Source organism: Plantibacter sp. AC185 (assembly GCF_979258065.1).
The window spans coordinates 3,164,402-3,181,925 of the sequence record NZ_OZ409831.1 but is presented as its reverse complement, the minus strand read 5'-3'; the positions used below and the strand labels follow the sequence as shown (position 1 = coordinate 3,181,925).

Sequence of the window (17,524 nt, the reverse complement as noted above, 5' to 3'; positions counted from 1 at the left end):
CCTCGGAGGCTCGCCTAGCATGGAGGGATCGCCGGAAGGGTCCCATGTCAGACGATCGAACATCAGTCCACGCGACCCCGCTCTCTCGCCCGTACCGCCGAGCCGCAGCCCTCGGCGCGACGCCCCTCGACGTCGTGCTCAACCTCACCTTCTTCGCACTGCTCGTGACCTCGGCCGTGCGATACGTCATGAGCCACGGGGTCGAGGCGGTGATCTGGACCGTCGCGGCGCTGACCGTCGCGACCGCGGCCGCCTACCTCCTCGCCACGCGGAAGACGGGCGTCCGACACCGGATCCTCGTCGTGATCCTGCTCGCACTGTGGACGCTGCTCGTACTCATCGCCCCGAGCTTCTGGTGGACGGCGTTCTCGGTCTACTTCCTCGCACGCCGCGCCTTCCCGACCGCGTGGGTCGCCGTTGGTCTCGCCGCGGTCTGCGCTCGCTCGCTCCTCGTCCTCACCGGCGGCTTCGACTGGACGATCGTGGTGGGTACAGCGGTGGTGGCTGCGCTCGTGAGCGTCGTCACCTCACGGATCGAGTCGGACAATCGGACGCAGGCGGCGCTCATCGGTCGACTGACGGAAGCCCAGGCGCGACTCGCCGCGACCGAGCGACAAGCCGGGATCGCTCAGGAGCGAGCGCGGGTGTCGAGCGAACTCCACGACTCCGTGACCCAGGGACTCGCGAGTTCGCTCCTCATCATGGAGGCCACCGCGCAGACGATCGACACGTCTCCGGACACCGGCCGCGCCCGTCTGCGCGAGGCGGTCGAGCTGATCCGCTCGACGCTCGGCGAGGCGCGGAACCTCGTCCACGACCTCGGTTCACCCCGGCTCGACGGCATCAGTCTCGCATCAGCGCTCGAACATCTCGTCGCGGAGACCCCCGCCGCCCAGCTGCGCATCGACGGCGAGCCGAGGCCCTACCCGCCTGAGATCGCCCACGCGATCCTGCGCGTCTGTCAGAGTGCCGTGCAGAACGCCGATCGCCATGCCGGCGCATCGGCGATCCATGTCACCCTCAGCTGTCTGGCCGACCAGGTCGTCGTCGACATCGCCGACGACGGGGTCGGATTCGATGCGTCGGCGGTCCCCGAACCGTCGAGCACCGGCGGCTACGGACTGCGGGCGATGCGGCAGCGGATCGAGCAGCTCGGCGGTCGGTTCACGGTGGAGAGTGCCCCCGGTGACGGCACCGTGATCGTCGCCCAGCTCCCGACCGATGCGGGGTCGACGTGCTGAGGCTCGTCCTGGTCGACGATCATGCCGTGGTGCGAGCGGGTCTGCGCCTGATCCTGCAGACCCAACCCGACCTCGAGATCGTGGGTGAGGCGTCGTCCGGAGAGAACGCGGTTCCACTCGTCGCCGAGGCGCAGCCGGACCTCGTGGTCGTCGATCTCGCGATGGGCGACGGGATCGGTGGGATCGAGACAACCAGGCGCCTCCGCGCGCTCAGCCCGGCACCGCAGGTGCTGATCTTCACCACCTACGACACGGATGCCGACATCGTCCGGGCCGTCGATGCGGGAGCCGTCGGGTATGTGCTCAAGACGTCGTCGCCCGAGGAGATCTTCCGCGCGGTGCGAACGGCCGCGATGGGACAGAGCGCGCTGAGCACACCGGTGGCATCACGGCTCATGCATCACCTGCAACATCGCCAGGAAGCCATGACCCCGCGCGAGGCCGAGATCCTGGAGCTGCTCACGGATGGTCTCGGCAACCGCGAACTGGCGCGTCGGCTGTTCATCAGCGAGACGACCGTCAAGACCCACCTCGCGCACATCTACACGAAACTCGGGGTGGACGGTCGCGGCGCCGCCATCGCCGCGGCTCGACAGCGCGGCATCGTCCGACCGCCCGAGCACCGCTGAACCTGGGTTTCCCGGGGCACTTCGACAAGCTCAGTGACCGGAACGGTTCCACGCTCCCTGAGCCTGTCGAATGGCCCACGAGCACCCACACCCGAGCGAGGCGGTTCCCCTGGGGCACTTCGACAAGCTCAGTGACCGGAACGGTTCCACGCTCCCTGAGCCTGTCGAAGGGCCCACGAGGAAGCCCCGCCGTCCGAGATGACTCGGGCGGCGGGGCTTCGTGGTGCGGGGTGACTACTCGGCGTCGAGGTCCGTCTCGAGGAGACCGGCGAGCTCGGCGAGCGCCTCGTCGGCACCCTCGCCCTCGGCGCGGAGGGTGACGACGTCGCCGTTGGTGGCGCCGAGGCTCATGATCGTGAGGATGCTCGAGGCGTCGAGCGGGCCCGAGTCGCCGAGCTCGATCGTGACGGGCACCGGCTGGCGCTTGACCGTCTCGATGAAGAGCTTGGCGGGGCGGGCGTGCAGCCCGACGCGGCTGGCGATGGTGGCTTGGCGTTCGGCCATGATGATGCTCCTTCTGCGGTTCGGTTGGTGCCGGCCGGACCAGTGGATCAGGTCAGGCTGTGGATCGGACGGGTACGGATCAGACGGTCGCGGGCTCGGTGGCGACCGCGGGGGCTGCCGAGTCGGCACCCTCCACCGGACGACGACGGGCGAACCGCTTGAGCAGGATGACGGCGACCGCGGTGATGACGGTGCCGACGGCGACCGACAGGATGAACATCCCGATGTTGCCGATGGCGAAGAACACGAAGATGCCACCGTGCGGTGCCTGCGAGGTGACGCCGGTCGCCATGATGAGCGCACCGGTGGCGGCACCACCGAGGATCGACGCCGGGATGACGCGGAACAGGTCGGCCGCGGCGAACGGGATCGCACCCTCGCTGATGAACGCGGCACCGAGCAGCCAGGCGGCCTTGCCGTTCTCCCGCTCGACCGCGGTGAACGAACGACGGCTGAGGACGGTCGAGGCGAGCGCCATCGCGAGCGGCGGCACCATGCCGGCGGCCATCACGGCGGCCATGATCTGCCACGGCGCCTGGTTGGCGAGCGTTCCCGCACCGAGACCGGCGACGGCGAACGAGTACGCGACCTTGTTGACGGGGCCACCGAGGTCGAACGCCATCATCGTGCCGAGGATCAAGCCGAGCAGGATCGCGGAGACACCGGTGAGGCCGGAGAGCCAGGAGTTGAGCCCGCCCATGAGTGCGGCGATCGGGCCGCCGAGGACGAGGATCATGAGGCCGGACGCGACGATCGAGCCGATCAGCGGGATGATCACGACGGGCATCAGCCCACGCAGCCACCGCGGCACGTTCAGGCGACCGAGGCCGTAGGCGACACCACCGGCGAGCAGACCACCGACGAGCCCGCCGAGGAAGCCGGCGCTCATGAGGAGGGCGACGGCACCGGCGACGAACCCGGGGGCGATACCCGGGCGGTCGGCGATGGCGTAGGCGATGTAGCCGGCGAGGGCCGGGACGAGGAACGCCATCGAGGCGTTGCCGATGGAGAACGCGACGGCACCGAGGTAGGCGCCGAGTCCGCCGGCCGGCAGGTTCACGAGGCTGTTCTCGACGATGATCTTGCCGGCGTTCTCGGTGATGTCGTAGCCACCGAGGAGGAAGCCGAGGGCGATGAGCAGACCGCCACCCGCGACGAACGGGATCATGTAGCTGACACCGGTGAGCAGCCAACGCTTGATCGACTGACCGACGTTGGCGTCCTTCTTGTCCGACGTCGACACGGAGGCGTCGCCGGCCGCTGCGGCGACCCGCGGGGCGTTCGGGTTCGAGATCGCGGCGACCGCGTCGTTGATGAGCTGTTCCGGGGCGTCGATGCCGCGCTTCACCGGAGCCTTGATGACGGGCTTGCCGGCGAATCGCGTGACGTCGCGGACGTCCACGTCGACGGCGAAGATGACCGCCTGCGCCTTCGCGACGACGTCCGCGGGCAGCGGGGTCGCACCGGAGGCGCCCTGCGTCTCGACGTGCAGCTCGACACCGAGGCGCTTGGCGGTGGCGGCGAGCGAGTCGGCCGCCATGTAGGTGTGGGCGATGCCCGTCGCACACGAGGTGACCGCGATGAGCACGGGCCGTGCGGCCTGGTCGCCGGCCTCGACGGGAGCCGTCGCGGCGCGCTCGGCTGCAGGAGCCGACGCGGGCTTGGGCGCGTCGCTGAGTGCACCATCGACGAGGGCGACCACCGCGGCGGCGTCGGGCGCCTCACGCAGCGAGGTCACGAACTCGGGCTTGATGAGCGAGCGGGCGAGCTTCGACAGGAGGGCGAGGTGCGCCTGGTCGGCGCCGTCCGGGGCCGCGATGAAGAAGAGGAGGTCGGCCGGGCCGTCGTCGGAACCGAAGTCGACGAGCGGCGAGACGCGGGCCATCGCGAGCGTCGGCTCGGTGACGGCGGCTGAACGGCAATGCGGGATCGCGATGCCGCCGGGGATGCCGGTGTCGGTCTTGCTCTCCCGCGCCCAGGCGTCGGCGAAGAGCGCCTCGGTGTCGGTGGCACGGCCGGCGCGGACGACGAGCTCGGCGAGCGCGCGGATGACACCCGCGCGATCGGTGCCGAGGTCGGCGTCGAGGGCGACGAGCCCTGGGGTGATGAGTGGGGTGGACATCTGGGTTCTCCTTCGAAACGGATGCTGGTGCTTCGGGTGGTCGGGGCGGCCCTTCGACAAGCTCAGGGACCGGGGTGGGCGGTCAGGGACCGGGGTGGGCGGTCAGGGACCGGGGTGGGCGGTCAGGGGGCGGAGGGGATCCGCTGCGGGAGCTGGACGACGTCGATGGCGGCGGCGTCCGTCCCGCTGAGCGCCGGTACGTCGCTGCCGGGGAGTGCCGCGGCTGCGGCTCCGTGGGCGACGGCCTGCGCGAGGCGTGCTGCAGGTGCGAGACCTGCGGTTCGGGCGATCAGGTAGCCGGCGAGGGAGGAGTCCCCCGCACCGACGGTGCTGCGCGCGACGATCTTCGGGGCCCGGGCCGACCAGGCGGTGTCACCCTCCACGAGGACGGCTCCTCGGGAGCCGAGCGTGACGAGGACGGCGGCGACCGGGCCGGGTCGGTCCGTGGTGCCGATGAGCGTGGCGGCGACGGACGCGGCGAGCGCCGGGTCCGCCTCGATCTCGTCGCCGGACGCGGTGCCGGTGAGTTCGGCGAGTTCGGCACCGTTCGGCTTGATGAGGTCGATGCGTTCCCCGGTGGCGGCGAAGGCGGCGAGGAGGGCGGCGAGCGGCTCCCCCGAGCTGTCGACGGCGACGAGCGGGCGGGCGCCGTCGGTGAGGGCGCGACCGGCCCGGACGATCCGTGCGTAGAAGTCGGCGGGCAGACCGGGCGGCAGCGAACCGGCGATGACGAGCCATTCGGCACTCGCGGCGGCACGGGCGGTCGCGTCGACGAGGCGTGCCGCGTCGTCCTCGGTGAGGAGCGGACCCGGCTCGTTGATCTTGGTGGTGGTGCCGTCGGGCTCGGTGAGCGTGATGTTGCGGCGCACGGGCTGCCCGGTCGGGACGGCGAGGACGTCGATGCCCTGCGCGCGGAGCGACTCGATCATCGGGTCGGTCGATTCGCCGGGGAGGACGGCGATGGTCGCCAACTCGGCGGCGGCGATGGCCCGCGAGACGTTGACGCCCTTGCCGCCCGGCTGCTCCCGGCTGGCGAGGGCACGGAGGACCTCGCCGCGCTCGACGACACCGGGGAGCTCCACCGTGTGGTCGAGCGAGGGGTTGGCGGTCAGGGTGATGATCATGCGACGACCACCTCGACACCCGCAGCCTCGAGGGCGTCCCCGAGCGTCGTCGGAACGACCTCGTCGGTGATGACGGTGTCGATCTCGTCGAGGGCGGCGAAGCGGATGAGCGCTTCCTCACCGAGCTTGGCGGCGTCGGCGAGGACGACGGCCCGGCGCGAACCGCGGACGATCGCCGACTTCACGGCACCCTCGAGTTCGTCGGGCGTGCTGAGGCCGAAGTCGGCGCTGACCCCGTTGGCGCCGACGAAGGCGATGTCGGGGCGGAAGCGGCCGAGCTCGTCGACGGTCGTGCTGCCGACCGCCGCGCTGGTGATGCCACGGACGCGGCCACCGAGCAGGTGCAGTTCGACGTGGTCGCAGTGGTGGAGCGTCGCGGCGATCGGGACGGAGTTGGTGATGACCGTGAGCGTCTGGCCAGCGGTGGCAGGGCGCCAGGTGACGAGGAGGTCGGCGAGGTGGGCCGTGGTCGTCCCGGCGTCGATGACGATCGAGCCACTGAACGTGGCCGGGATGAGCCGGAGGGCAGCACGGGCGATCGTGGCCTTCGCGTCGCTCCGCTGGCCCTGGCGATCGGCGAGGCTGGCCTCGGCGACGGAGGCGCGCGCTGCGGAGACGGCGCCGCCGTGGACGCGGCGCAGGACGCCCGAGGTTTCGAGCTGGTCGAGGTCGCGGCGGATCGTCTCAGCGGTGACGCCCAGCTCACGGGAGACGTCGGCGACGGAGACCCGTCCGCTCGTCTTCACCCGGCTGGTGATGTGCTCGTGCCGCTCCGTCGCGTACATGCGTCGTCCTTGACCTTCGTTTCCGGTGTTGCAGGCTTGCAGTGCGAAGAAAGTATCACACAAACACAGAGAAACACAGATCCACTTCTACGCCGGACCCGGAGCCTGTCGAAGGGCAGCAACCACCCCCGGTCCCTGAGCCTGTCGAAGGGCAGCAACCACCCCCGGTCCCTGAGCCTGTCGAAGGGCAGCAACCACCCCCGGTCCCTGAGCCTGTCGAAGGGCAGCAACCACCCCCGGTCCCTGAGCCTGTCGAAGGGCAGCAACCACCCCCGGTCCCTGAGCCTGTCGAAGGGCGCACTTCGACAGGCTCAGTGGCCGATGAGGTGGCGGCTCAGTGACCGATCAGCGAGGTCGGTCGGCAGCGGGTCAGGGCGCGAGGGCCGGGACCGGCAAAGGGGTGGCGGTCGGCGCAACCGTGGCGCCGACCGCCGGTTCGTCTCGCACCCGAACGCGCGAGACGGCTGGTGTCACGACGGCGAACCGGCCGACGTCGTGACAGGTCTCTCCGCTGCTTCGCGCTCCGGCAGCAGTTGGCGGAGCACTCCCCCGGCGTGCGACGCCCACCGACCGACGGCGACCCAGCTGCGGTCGCGGACGAACAGCAGGTCGAGCGCGATCATCGCGAGCGAGAACGGCCACAGTCCGAGGAACAGGCCGATGCCGAGGTGCATCAGGATCGTGAAGCCGAGCGCGAGGATCCGCGTCGGCCGCCACAGGATCAGCACCGGGAACAGCAACTGCACCCAGACCGACAGGAACGTGGCCACCCAGACGAACGGGCCGAGCTGCCAGGCCAGGTCGCTCAGCACGGGGAACGGCCGGAACACGTCGAGGACGAGCGAGTAGTAGAACGCCGTGCCCTCGCGCCACTCGGGGCCCATGAGCTTGTAGATGCCGGAGTTCACGTAGACGAGCATGATCTGGTACGCGCAGAGGAGGACCGCGGTGTTGTTGGCGGCGTTCGCGAGCCACGACGGGATCGCGAACCGACCGCGCAGGATCGGCCGCAGCGCTCGACCCCGCCGCTTGGTGAGCCAGGCGTCGACCGACCAGTGACGCGACAGGTCCGCGAACACCAGGAACAGCAGCGTGATGCGGATGATCGTGTCGCCGCCGTTGGTCAGCACCGTGCTGTTGGTCGCGAGCCCCACCCAGAACACGAGCAGGACGGGCGTGACGAACCTGGTCTGCCAGCCGATGAGGAACAGCAGGCCGAGCACGATGAGCACCCCGTAGGCGAGGTCGAAGACGAAGGCGCTGTCCTTCGTGAAGACGAGCTCGAACAGCGGGAACCAGGCGCGGCGGTTCGCCTCCGGGTCGACCCACTTCGATGCGACGCCCCAGAGGTAGTGGCGGTCGGCGAGACTCGTGAGGAGGAAGCTGACGATCGCGACACCGTAGAGGATCCGCAGGGCGGAGAGGCTGTAGCCGGCGTGCTTGGCACCCGTGACCCAGCCGGCGAAACGGTCGAACCACGCGCGGACGGCGTTCATCGTGCACCCCCGTAGCGGGTGATGACGTCCCGGTAGACGGCGAGGGTCTCCGGGTCGATGACGTCGTCGACGTGCCGCCAGCCGAAGGTGACGGCGGTGTCGTCGAACTGCTGCTCCTCGGAGAAGCGGCTCTCGAAGTCATTCGGGCGGGTGCGGTCGATCCGCCACCGGACGCGCTCGACGTCCTGGTCGAAGTACGCCGTGGAGAACGCGGTCGCGTACTCCTTGAGCATGTAGTCGTAGCGGAGGAACCGGACGATGTCGCCCTGCCCTGAGCCCGGCGTCGTGCTGACGGCGTCGAGGTCGGCGATCAGTGACTCGGCCGACTGGGCGCGATACCCGCCACCATCGGCCCGCTGGATGAAGGTGTCGCGCACGATCTCGCGCTGCTGGGCGTCGAGCGCGAGGTACCGGGTGTTGTAGGCGAGCATCGCGTTCCACGAGGACTTCTGGATCCGCGAGGGCTCGGCGTGGCCGGGGACCGCCTGCTGCTCGAGCTTCGTGACGTTGACCCAGTCGGACTTCACGAGGGTCCCGTCGGCGTCACGCCACTGGGCTTGGACGGAGAAGGTGATGTTCGTCTTCATGATGCTCGGCGCGAAGACGTTCCACTTCTGCGTGAAGTACGGGCCCGCCGCGGCGACGACGGCACCGCGGACGGGTGTGGTCGGCGAGACGATGACGAGGGTGCCGGCGACGTAGACGCCGACGAGGGCGATCGAGACCGCGGCCGCGATGCGCGCGGCCCGCTTCGGCGGGGCGGCCGGCCCCGGTCCCGGTTCGCCGTTCGGTCCCTGAGCGCCCTTCGGTCCCTGAGCTTGTCGAAGGGTCCCCGCCGAATCCTGCCCTTCGACAGGCTCAGGGACCGGTTGCCCGGCCTCGCGCCCCTCGACGCCTTCCGGTCCCTGAGCCCCCTCCGGTCCCTGAGCCCCTTCCGGTCCCTGAGCCTGTCGAAGGGCGTCGGGACGACTCCCGACGGGTGTGCGTGTGATCGGAGTCACGGTTCCTCCTTGGTGCTGGGTGGTGATGAACCGCGGGGGCACCCGTTCGGTGGTGCCGTCCGCGGGGGAAGGAGTGGGCCGCGCCGACCCGAATGCGGCGCGGCCCACTCGGCGGGGTCACTCCATACGCGCCCGTCGCGTAGCCACGAAGGCGCCTCCGAGGAGGAGCATCGTGGCGCCGAGTCCCCCGAACCACAGGCCGTCGAAGCCGGTGCTCGGGAGACCGGGGCGTGACCCCGGTGCGGCGGCGGCCATCGCGGTGACCGTGAAGGCGGTCGCCTCGCGGTCGAGCGGCAGGTCGCCGGTCACGGATCCGGAGAGCTCCACCCGGTGGGCACCCAGCTCGATCGACGAGTCGACCGGGAAGGTGAGGGTGGCGTTGCCGGAGGCGTCTGCGACGACGGGCGTCAGTGCGAACGGCGTCGAGAAGACGGTCGCCGAGACGGTCTCGCCGGGCTCGAAGCCGGTGGCGTAGACCTCCTGGATCACGCCCGTGTCGCGGACGATCGTCGAGTACTTGACGGTCGCCTGACGCTCGTCGCCGGCATCGGTGTCACCATCGGCGTCAGCTGCCGTGTCGGCGTCAGCTGCGGTGTCGGCGTCCGTCGCCGTGTCAGCATCAGCGTCCACATCGGCGTCGGTGGCCGTGTCAGCGTCCACATCGGCGTCAGTCGCCGTGTCAGCATCCGCGTCCACGTCAGCATCAGTGGCCGTGTCTGCGTCCACGTCAGCGTCGGTCGCCGTGTCAGCGTCCGCGTCCACGTCAGCATCAGTGGCCGTGTCAGCGTCCACGTCAGCGTCGGTGGCCGTGTCCGCGTCCACATCAGCGTCAGTCGCCGTATCAACATCCGCGTCCACGTCTGCATCAGTGGCCGTGTCAGCGTCCACGTCTGCATCGGTCGCGGTGTCAACGTCCACGTCTGCATCGGTCGCGGTGTCCGCGTCCACATCAGCGTCAGTCGCCGTGTCAACATCCGCGTCCACGTCAGCGTCGGTGGCGGTGTCCGCGTCCACATCGGCGTCAGTCGCCGTGTCAGCGTCCACATCGGCGTCAGTCGCCGTGTCAGCATCCACATCTGCGTCGACGTCCGCATCGGTCGCCGTGTCAGCATCCACGTCAGCGTCAGTCGCCGTGTCAGCATCCACGTCAGCGTCGGTAGCGGTGTCGGCGTCCACATCTGCGTCGACGTCAGCGTCGGTGGCCGTGTCAGCGTCCACATCGGCGTCAGTCGCCGTGTCAGCATCCACATCTGCGTCGACGTCCGCATCGGTCGCCGTGTCAGCATCCACGTCAGCGTCAGTCGCCGTGTCAGCGTCCACATCGGCGTCAGTCGCCGTGTCGGCATCCACATCTGCATCCACGTCAGCGTCAGTCGCGGTGTCAGCGTCCACGTCAGCGTCAGTCGCCGTGTCAGCGTCCACGTCAGCGTCAGTCGCGGTGTCAGCGTCCACATCAGCGTCCACGTCAGCGTCGGTCGCCGTGTCAGCGTCCACGTCAGCATCCGTCGCGGTGTCGGCGTCCACATCGGTGTCCACGTCCGTGTCGGTATCCACGTCGACGTCGACGTCGGCATCCGTGTCCACATCGACCGCAGCGGCGTCGGTGTCGACGTCGACCGCTCCGTCCTCGATGGTGACGTCGGCCTCGGCCGGGGTCTCGGAGACGTCACCCTCGGCGGTCACCGTGACCGGTCCGGGCGTATAGTCGTCCGGGATCGGCAGGTCCACGGTGAAGGAACCGTCAGGGTTCGTCACCACGGTGACGGACGGTGCGCCCGGGATGGACACCGTCACCGTCTCGCCACCAGCGAAGCCCGTGCCGTCGACCGTGACCGTCTCACCCGGCAGCACCGAGGACGGGTCGACCGTGATGGCCGTGTCGTACGCGAGGATCTCGACGATCGTCGTCGCCGGCTCGTCCGATGCAGCACCGAGTGCCGTGACCGTGACGTCGCCGAGCGCGTAGCCGTCGGGGACCGGCAGGGTCACCGTGAAGCCGCCGCCGGCGTTCGTCACCTGCGTGACGACCGGAGCGCCGGGGATCGACACCGTGACCGTCTCGTTGGCCGCGAAGCCCGATCCGGTGATGACCGTCGTGTTGCCGGCGATCAACGCGTCCGGGGAGGCGGTGATGACGGGCGAGAACACGATGGCGGTGACCGTGACGGTCGCGGTGGCCGGCGTCTGCGACACCGCTCCCTCGGCCGTCACCACGAGCGGGCCGGCGGTGGCAGCCGCGGGGATCGTGATGCCGACCGAGAACTCACCGGCGCCGTTCGTCGTCGCCGGGACAGCGGTGCCGCCCGGGACCGAGACCGTGACGGACTCGTTCGCGGCGAAGCCGGTACCTGTGACGAGTGTCGCTCCGCCGGCCGTGACCGTGCTCGGGTCGGCGGTGATCGCCGTCTCGTAGGCCTCGACCGTGAGCTCCGCCTCGGCGGGCGTCGCCGAGGTCTCGCCGACCGCGGTCACCGTGACGGGCCCGGCGGGCGTTCCGGGCGGCACCGGCAGGGTCGCGGTGAAGCCGCCGTCGCCGTCGGCCGTCACCACGACGGGGTCGCCGCCGGGGATCGAGACGCTGACCGACTCGTTCGGCTGGAAGCCGGTACCGGTGACCGTGGTGGTCTGGCCCGGGTTCACCGTGTCCGGTGTGAGGGTGATCGCCGTGTCGTAGACCGTGGCCTCGACCGTGACGGTGGTGGTCGCCTCGGTCGCCGAGACGACGCCGAGTGCGGTGACCGTGACCGGACCGGTCGCGAAGCCCTGCGGGACCGCGAACGTCGTCGTGATCTCACCGTCGGCATTCGAGGTGACCGTCACCGGCGCGAGACCGGGGAAGGTGACCGTGACGCTCTCGGTCGGAGCGAAGCCGCTCCCCGAGATCTCCGTCGAGGTCCCGCCGGGGACCGTCGCCGGGTCGGCTGTGATCGTCGGCGTGTAGACCACGTCGACCGTGAGGTTCGTCGTCGCAGGGGTGTCGGACGTCGCACCGAGCGCGGTCACGACGACCACACCCTCGGCGTAGTCGGCCGGCACAGGCAGCGACACCGAGATGGTGCCGGTCGCCGTCGCCGTGGTGGTCACCGGGTCGGCGCCGGGGATCGAGACCGTGACGCTCTCGTTCGGTGCGAAGCCGGTACCGGTGACGAGGGTGCTGGCACCCGCGACGACGGTGGTCGGGTCGGCGCTGATGGCCGTGACGTACGTCGTGGCCTCGACGGTGAGCGTCGCCGTGGCTGGGGTCGCCGAGACGGCCCCGGTGGCGGTGACGGTCACGGGTCCGAGCGGGAAGTCCGCCGGGAGGTCGACGCTCACGGAGATCTCACCGTTGCCGTTCGACGTGGTGGGGATCGGCGTCGCGATGCCCGGGACGGTGACGCTCACGGCCTCGTTCGGCGCGAAGCCGTCGCCGGTGACCGCAGTGCTGCCGCCAGGGGCGACCGTCGTCGGGTCGAGGGCGATCGTGGTCTCGTAAGCCTCGACGGTGACCGTCGCCGTCGCGTCCGTCGCGGAGACGGCGCCCGTTGCGGTGACGACCAGCGGTCCGGCCTCCGTGCCCGACGGGATCGGCAGGGCAGCGGTGAAGCCGCCGTCGCCGTCCGCCGTCACGACGACCGGTGTGCCACCGGGGATGGAGACCGAGACGGACTCGTTCGGCGCGAACCCGGTACCGGTGATCGTCGTCGAGGTGCCGGGGAGCAGCGTGTCGGGGTCGGCGGTGATCGCGGTCTCGTACGGAACCACGGTCACGTCGGCGTCGGCGGGCGTGTTCGACGTGTCACCGGTCGCGGTGATCGTCATCGGTCCGGCCGGCGTTCCGGCGGGGATCGTGATGGGCTGCGTGAAGTCGCCGTCGCCGTTCGTCGTCACCGTGACGGGGTCGCCGCCCGGGATCGTGATGGTGACGGTCTCGTTCGGCGCGAAGCCGGTGCCCGTGACGGTGGTGGTGCCACCCGGGTTGGCCGTCGTCGGATCCACCGTGATCGCCGTGTCGTACACGACCGCTTCGACGAGGACCGAGGTCTGCGCCGGCGTGAGCGACAGGGCGCCCGTGGCCGTGAACGTCACGGTCGCGGGGACGAAGTCCGCCGGGAAGGCGACCACCTGGCTGATCTCGCCGAGCCCGTTCGCCGTGGTCACGACGTCGTCGAAGCCGGGAGCCGAGATGGTCACCGACTCGTTCGCGACGTAGCCGGTGCCGGACAGGATCGTCGAGTCACCGGGGTTCAGCGTGGACGGCGTCGCGGTGAGGGTCGTGTCGAACGCCTCGACGGTGATCGTCGCAGTGGCGGGCGTGTTCGACACTGCTCCGACGGCCGTCACGATGACGGGACCGGCGGGGGTGCCGGGCAGGATCGGCAGGATGGCGGTGATGTCGCCGTCCGGGCCGGCCTCCACAATGACGGGCGTGCCGCCGGGGATGGAGACGGAGACGGACTCGCCGGGCAGGAAGCCCGTTCCGGTGACGGTGGTGCTGCCGCCGGGGAGCAGCGTGTCGGGGTCCGCGGTGATCGCCGTGTCGTAGACCGTCGCCTCGACCGTGACCGTGGTCGTCGCCTCGGTCGCGGAGACGACGCCGAGGGCCGTGACCGTGACCGGACCGACCGCGAAGTCCTGCGGGACGTCGATGGTGGTCGTGATCTCGCCCGCTGCGTTCGACGTGACGGTGATCGGCTCGAGGCCCGGGAAGGTGACTGTGACGCTCTCGCTCGGCGCGAAGCCGGAGCCTGAGATCTCGGTGCTGGTGCCGCCAGGGACCGTGGCCGGGTCGGCGGTGATCGTCGGGGTGTAGACGACGTCGACCGTGAGGTTCGTGGTGGCCGGGGTCTCGGAGACCTCACCGAGCGCGGTCACGACGACCGCGCCCTCCGCGTAGTCCGCCGGAACCGGGAGCGACACGGAGATGGTTCCGGTCGCCGACGCCTGCGTGGTGACCGCGGGCGCACCGGGGATGGAGACCGTGACGGTCTCGTCGGGCTCGAAGCCGGTACCGGTGACGAGCGTGCTCTCCCCCGCGACGACGGTCGTCGGGTCGACCGTGATGGCCGTGACGTAGGTGGTCGCCTCGACGGTGAGCGTCGCCGTGGCAGGGGTGGCCGAGACGGCGCCGGTGGCGGTGACGGTGACGTCGCCGAGCGGGAAGTCCGCGGGGAGCGTGACACTGACCGTGATCTCACCGTCGCCGTTCGCCGTGGTCGTCACGGGCGTGGCGAGGCCGGGGATGGTGATCGTGACGGTCTCCTGAGGGACGAAGCCCGAGCCGGTGACGACCGTGCTGCCGCCAGGGGCGACGGTCTGTGGGTCCAGCGCGATCGCGGTGTCGTACGCCTCGACGGTGATGACCGTCTCGGCCGGCGTGGCGGAGACCGCGCCGGTGGCGGTGACCGTGAGCTGGCCGGCGGGCGTGCCGGAGGGGATCGGCAGGACCGCCGTGAAGCCGCCATCGCCGTCAGCCGTCACGACGACGGGCGTGCCGTCCGGGTAGGAGACGGAGACCGACTCGTTCGCGGCGAAGCCGGTGCCGGTGATGGTGGTCGAGTTGCCGGGGAGGAGGGAGGCCGGGTCGGCGGTGATGGCCGTGTCGTACGGCAGCACCTCGAGGTCGGCGGTCGCCGGGGTTGCGGAGGTCTCGCCGGTCGCGGTGACGACGAGCGTGCCGGTCGGCGTGCCGGCAGGGACGGGCAGGTCGACGGTGAAGCCGCCGTCGCCGTCCGCCTCGACGGTCACCGGGGTGCCGCCCGGGTAGCCGACGGTGACCGTCTCGCCGGGCAGGTAACCCGTGCCGGTCACGGTCGTGGCGTTACCAGGGATGAGCGACGTCGGGTCGAGCGTGATGGCGGTGTCGTAGACCGTCGCGGTGACGGTGACGACGGTGGTCGCTTCGGTCGCGGACACGGCGCCGAGGGCGGTGACCGTGACGTCACCGACCGCGAAGTTCTGCGGGACCGCGACGGGGGTGCCGATCGCGCCGAGTGCCGTGGCGGTGACGGTGATCGGCTCGAGGCCGGGGAACGTCACGACGACGTCCTCGCCGGGCGCGAAGCCGGCGCCGTTGATGATCGTGGTCGTGCCACCCGCGACCGTGGCCGGGACGGCGACGATCGAGGTCTCGTAGACCACGGTGAGGTTGGTCGTGGCCGGGGTGTCGGACGTCTCGCCGAGCGCGGTCACGACGACCGGGCCTGCGGCGTAGTCCGCCGGGACGTCGAGCTCGACCGAGATCGTGCCGGTTCCAGTGGCCGTCGTGGTGACCGGGTCGACGCCGGGGATCGAGACGGCGACGGTCTCGCCCGAGGCGAAGCCGGTGCCGGTGATCGTCGTGGTCCCACCGGCGACGACACTGGCCGGGTCGGCGGTGATGGCGGTGACGTACTGCGTCGCCTCGACGGTGACCGTCGTGGTCGCGGGGCTGGCCGATGAGGCACCGGTCGCCGTGACCGTCACGGGGCCGAGCGGGAAGTCCGCCGGGAGCGTGAGGCTCGTGGAGATCGTGCCGGTACCCGTCGCGGTGGTGACGATCGGGTCGGTGAGGCCGGGGACGGTGATCGACACCGACTCGCCGGGCAGGAACCCGGTGCCGGTGATCGTGGTGCTGCCGCCCGGAGCGATCGTCGCCGGGTCGGCGGTGATGGCGGTCACGAAGGGCGCGACGACGAGGTCGGTGGTGGCCGGGGTGGCGGAGGTCGCACCGGTGGCGGTGAACGTCAGGGTCGCCGGGGTGAAACCGGCGGGGATCGCGACGCTCTGGCTGATCACACCGGCGGCGTCCGACGTCGTGGTGACCGGGTCGAGGCCAGGCGCGGTGATGGTGACCTGCTCGTTCGCCGCGAAGCCGGTGCCGTCGATCACGGTGGCCTGGCCGGGGTTGACCGTCGCGGGCGTGGCGGTGATGGCCGTGTCGTAGACGACGAGCGTGCCGCGCACCGAGGACGACGCGAGGTTGACCGTCGCGAGCGAGATCGCCGGGACGAGGGAGATCTGCACGGCTCGGACGGTCGCCGATCCCGCCCCGAGGTCGCCGGTGGCCGGTTGCACGTTGGCGGTCACGTCGGCGACGAGTCGCACGATGTTCAGGATGGGGCCGACGACGTTCGCCGCCAGGCCGCCGGTGATCCCGTTGAGACCGGTGTTGAGCGTGTTCAGACCGGTGAACGCGGTTCCGACGACGCCCTTGACGAGGTTGAGGACGAGGTTGACCACGCCGTCCAGCGTGAGTCCGAGGGTCGCGAGGATCGGGTTCAGCACGTTCGGGAGGAGCCCGGCCGAGGTGAAGGCGGCAGTGCCGTTCTGGACGGCGCCGAGCGTCGAGTCGAGCGACAGGGAGATGACCGGGACCTGCGTGACGACGACGTTCGTCGTGACGTTGCCGGTGACCTGGATACGCGTATTGTTCACGGCCGCCTGCAGGCCGGCGGACACGGCCGTCACCTGAGTGGTGACCGCAGACGTGATCGCGGCGGCGATGGCGGCACCGATCGGGCCGGACAGCAGCGAGGTGTTCGGCGGCAGGTCGTTGAGGTCGGGCAGCGTCGGGTCGTTCGCGAGCAGGGTCGCGAGGTCGACGGTCACGGCGCCCGTGAGGAGGTTGACGGAGACCCCCGTCGCCGCCGACTGCGACGCCTGGGTGGTGAGGATCGTGTTGACCACGGTCGACAGGTTCGGCGGGGTGACCGTCCCCGTCGCAGCCACTCGGAGCACGCCGATGAGGTTCGCGTTCAGCGCCGTGTTGAGCGCCGACGTCAGCCCGTTGAGCGTGGTCTGCAGCGGCGGGAGGAGGCCCGTCACCTGCGTCCCGACGTTCTGCACGAGCGGGCTCTGGAGCGTGAGCGTCGCACCGGAGATCTGGTAGTCGGGAACAGCCGTGGCGCCGCCCGTCTGCGAGATCGTGGAGGCGAGGGCGCCGAGGCTGAGGGAGAGGTCGCTGAGGATCCCGCCGGTGGGCGTCCCGACCCGGCCGAGCAGACCGGTCAGGTCGAGTTCGGCGTCCGCCGGCGGAGCATCGGGTCCACCGATCGAGACGCCACCCTGGTCGGTGACCGCGCCTGAGCCGGCGATCGCGTCGCCGTTGTCAGCGGCGGACCCGTACTGAGCGACGGCACCGAGCTCGATGACGCCATTGGCACCGAACAGTTGGAGCGAGCTGCCGAGGTCGACGCCGAGGGTGTTGAGCACCTCGGCCGACAGCGGGTTCGCGGCGACGGGGTGGACACCACTCGGGTTCTCGGCGCGGGCACCGGCGACCGCGGCGAGGGCGTCGAGGTTGATCCCGGCCGCCTGTCCACCGAGGAACCGGCCGAAGCCGTCGGAGACATCGGTCGGGGCCGCTGTGGCCGCCGTCGTCGATCCCATGGCGATGACCGTGCCGACCACGGCCATGGCCGCGACCTTCCACGCACGGCCTCGGCCGAGGATGCTTCGCTGCTGTTCCCCCACGGTGGAACCCTTTCTTCGGTGCACGGGCGAACCCGCGACTGGCGTCGATCCCGGCCAATCTATGGGCGGGCTTCCCTGTCCCCCAGAGGAGGGACCCCAACCTCCGTAGTGCCGGATGGAAAACCGGTACTGGCCTCCGCAGTGCGAGGCGGGGCCGCGGGACGCCGGGTTTCGATTGGTCCCGGGGGC

At 70.7% G+C, this 17,524-nt stretch carries 9 protein-coding genes; 2 read left to right on the top strand and 7 right to left on the bottom strand.

What is annotated here, in order from left to right:
• Window positions 1-44 precede the first annotated feature (44 nt).
• Both ACZZZB_RS14985 and ACZZZB_RS14980 read left to right on the top strand, forming a co-directional pair.
• Entirely contained in the window at window positions 45-1,241 is a 1,197-nt protein-coding gene (locus ACZZZB_RS14985) for a sensor histidine kinase (RefSeq protein WP_191941652.1), read from the top strand.
• Window positions 1,235-1,870: a response regulator gene (locus tag ACZZZB_RS14980; RefSeq protein ID WP_463530094.1), complete on the top strand. Its 636-nt coding sequence runs from the start codon at window positions 1,235-1,237 to the stop codon at window positions 1,868-1,870. Before ACZZZB_RS14985 ends, ACZZZB_RS14980 begins: the two co-directional genes overlap by 7 nt.
• Before the next feature lie 234 nt (window positions 1,871-2,104).
• Here ACZZZB_RS14980 and ACZZZB_RS14975 read toward each other — a convergent pair whose 3' ends face one another.
• From ACZZZB_RS14975 to ACZZZB_RS14945, 7 genes are all read right to left on the bottom strand, one after another.
• Window positions 2,105-2,374 carry an HPr family phosphocarrier protein gene (locus ACZZZB_RS14975; protein WP_056014456.1) on the bottom strand — a complete coding sequence of 90 codons (270 nt, stop codon included), beginning with the start codon at window positions 2,372-2,374 and terminating at the stop codon, window positions 2,105-2,107.
• A 79-nt stretch (window positions 2,375-2,453) separates the two neighbouring features.
• Window positions 2,454-4,496: a PTS fructose transporter subunit IIABC gene (locus tag ACZZZB_RS14970; RefSeq protein ID WP_463530093.1), complete on the bottom strand. Its 2,043-nt coding sequence runs from the start codon at window positions 4,494-4,496 to the stop codon at window positions 2,454-2,456.
• Window positions 4,497-4,618: 122 nt separating this feature from the next.
• Window positions 4,619-5,620 (bottom strand): 1-phosphofructokinase family hexose kinase, encoded by a 1,002-nt coding sequence (locus tag ACZZZB_RS14965; protein WP_194645242.1) that lies wholly within the window; start codon window positions 5,618-5,620, stop codon window positions 4,619-4,621.
• A complete protein-coding gene (locus ACZZZB_RS14960; RefSeq protein WP_085512485.1) occupies window positions 5,617-6,405 on the bottom strand; it encodes a DeoR/GlpR family DNA-binding transcription regulator in 789 nt (262 codons plus the stop codon). Before ACZZZB_RS14960 ends, ACZZZB_RS14965 begins: the two co-directional genes overlap by 4 nt.
• Window positions 6,406-6,875: 470 nt before the next feature.
• Entirely contained in the window at window positions 6,876-7,901 is a 1,026-nt protein-coding gene (locus ACZZZB_RS14955; RefSeq protein WP_192019371.1) for an HTTM domain-containing protein, read from the bottom strand.
• The gene (locus ACZZZB_RS14950) at window positions 7,898-8,902 is read right to left on the bottom strand and encodes a DUF5819 family protein (RefSeq protein WP_463530092.1); all 1,005 of its coding nucleotides are present in this window, start codon (window positions 8,900-8,902) and stop codon (window positions 7,898-7,900) included. Before ACZZZB_RS14950 ends, ACZZZB_RS14955 begins: the two co-directional genes overlap by 4 nt.
• Before the next feature lie 117 nt (window positions 8,903-9,019).
• Window positions 9,020-17,335 carry a hypothetical protein gene (locus ACZZZB_RS14945; protein WP_463530091.1) on the bottom strand — a complete coding sequence of 2,772 codons (8,316 nt, stop codon included), beginning with the start codon at window positions 17,333-17,335 and terminating at the stop codon, window positions 9,020-9,022.
• Window positions 17,336-17,524: the final 189 nt, after the last annotated feature.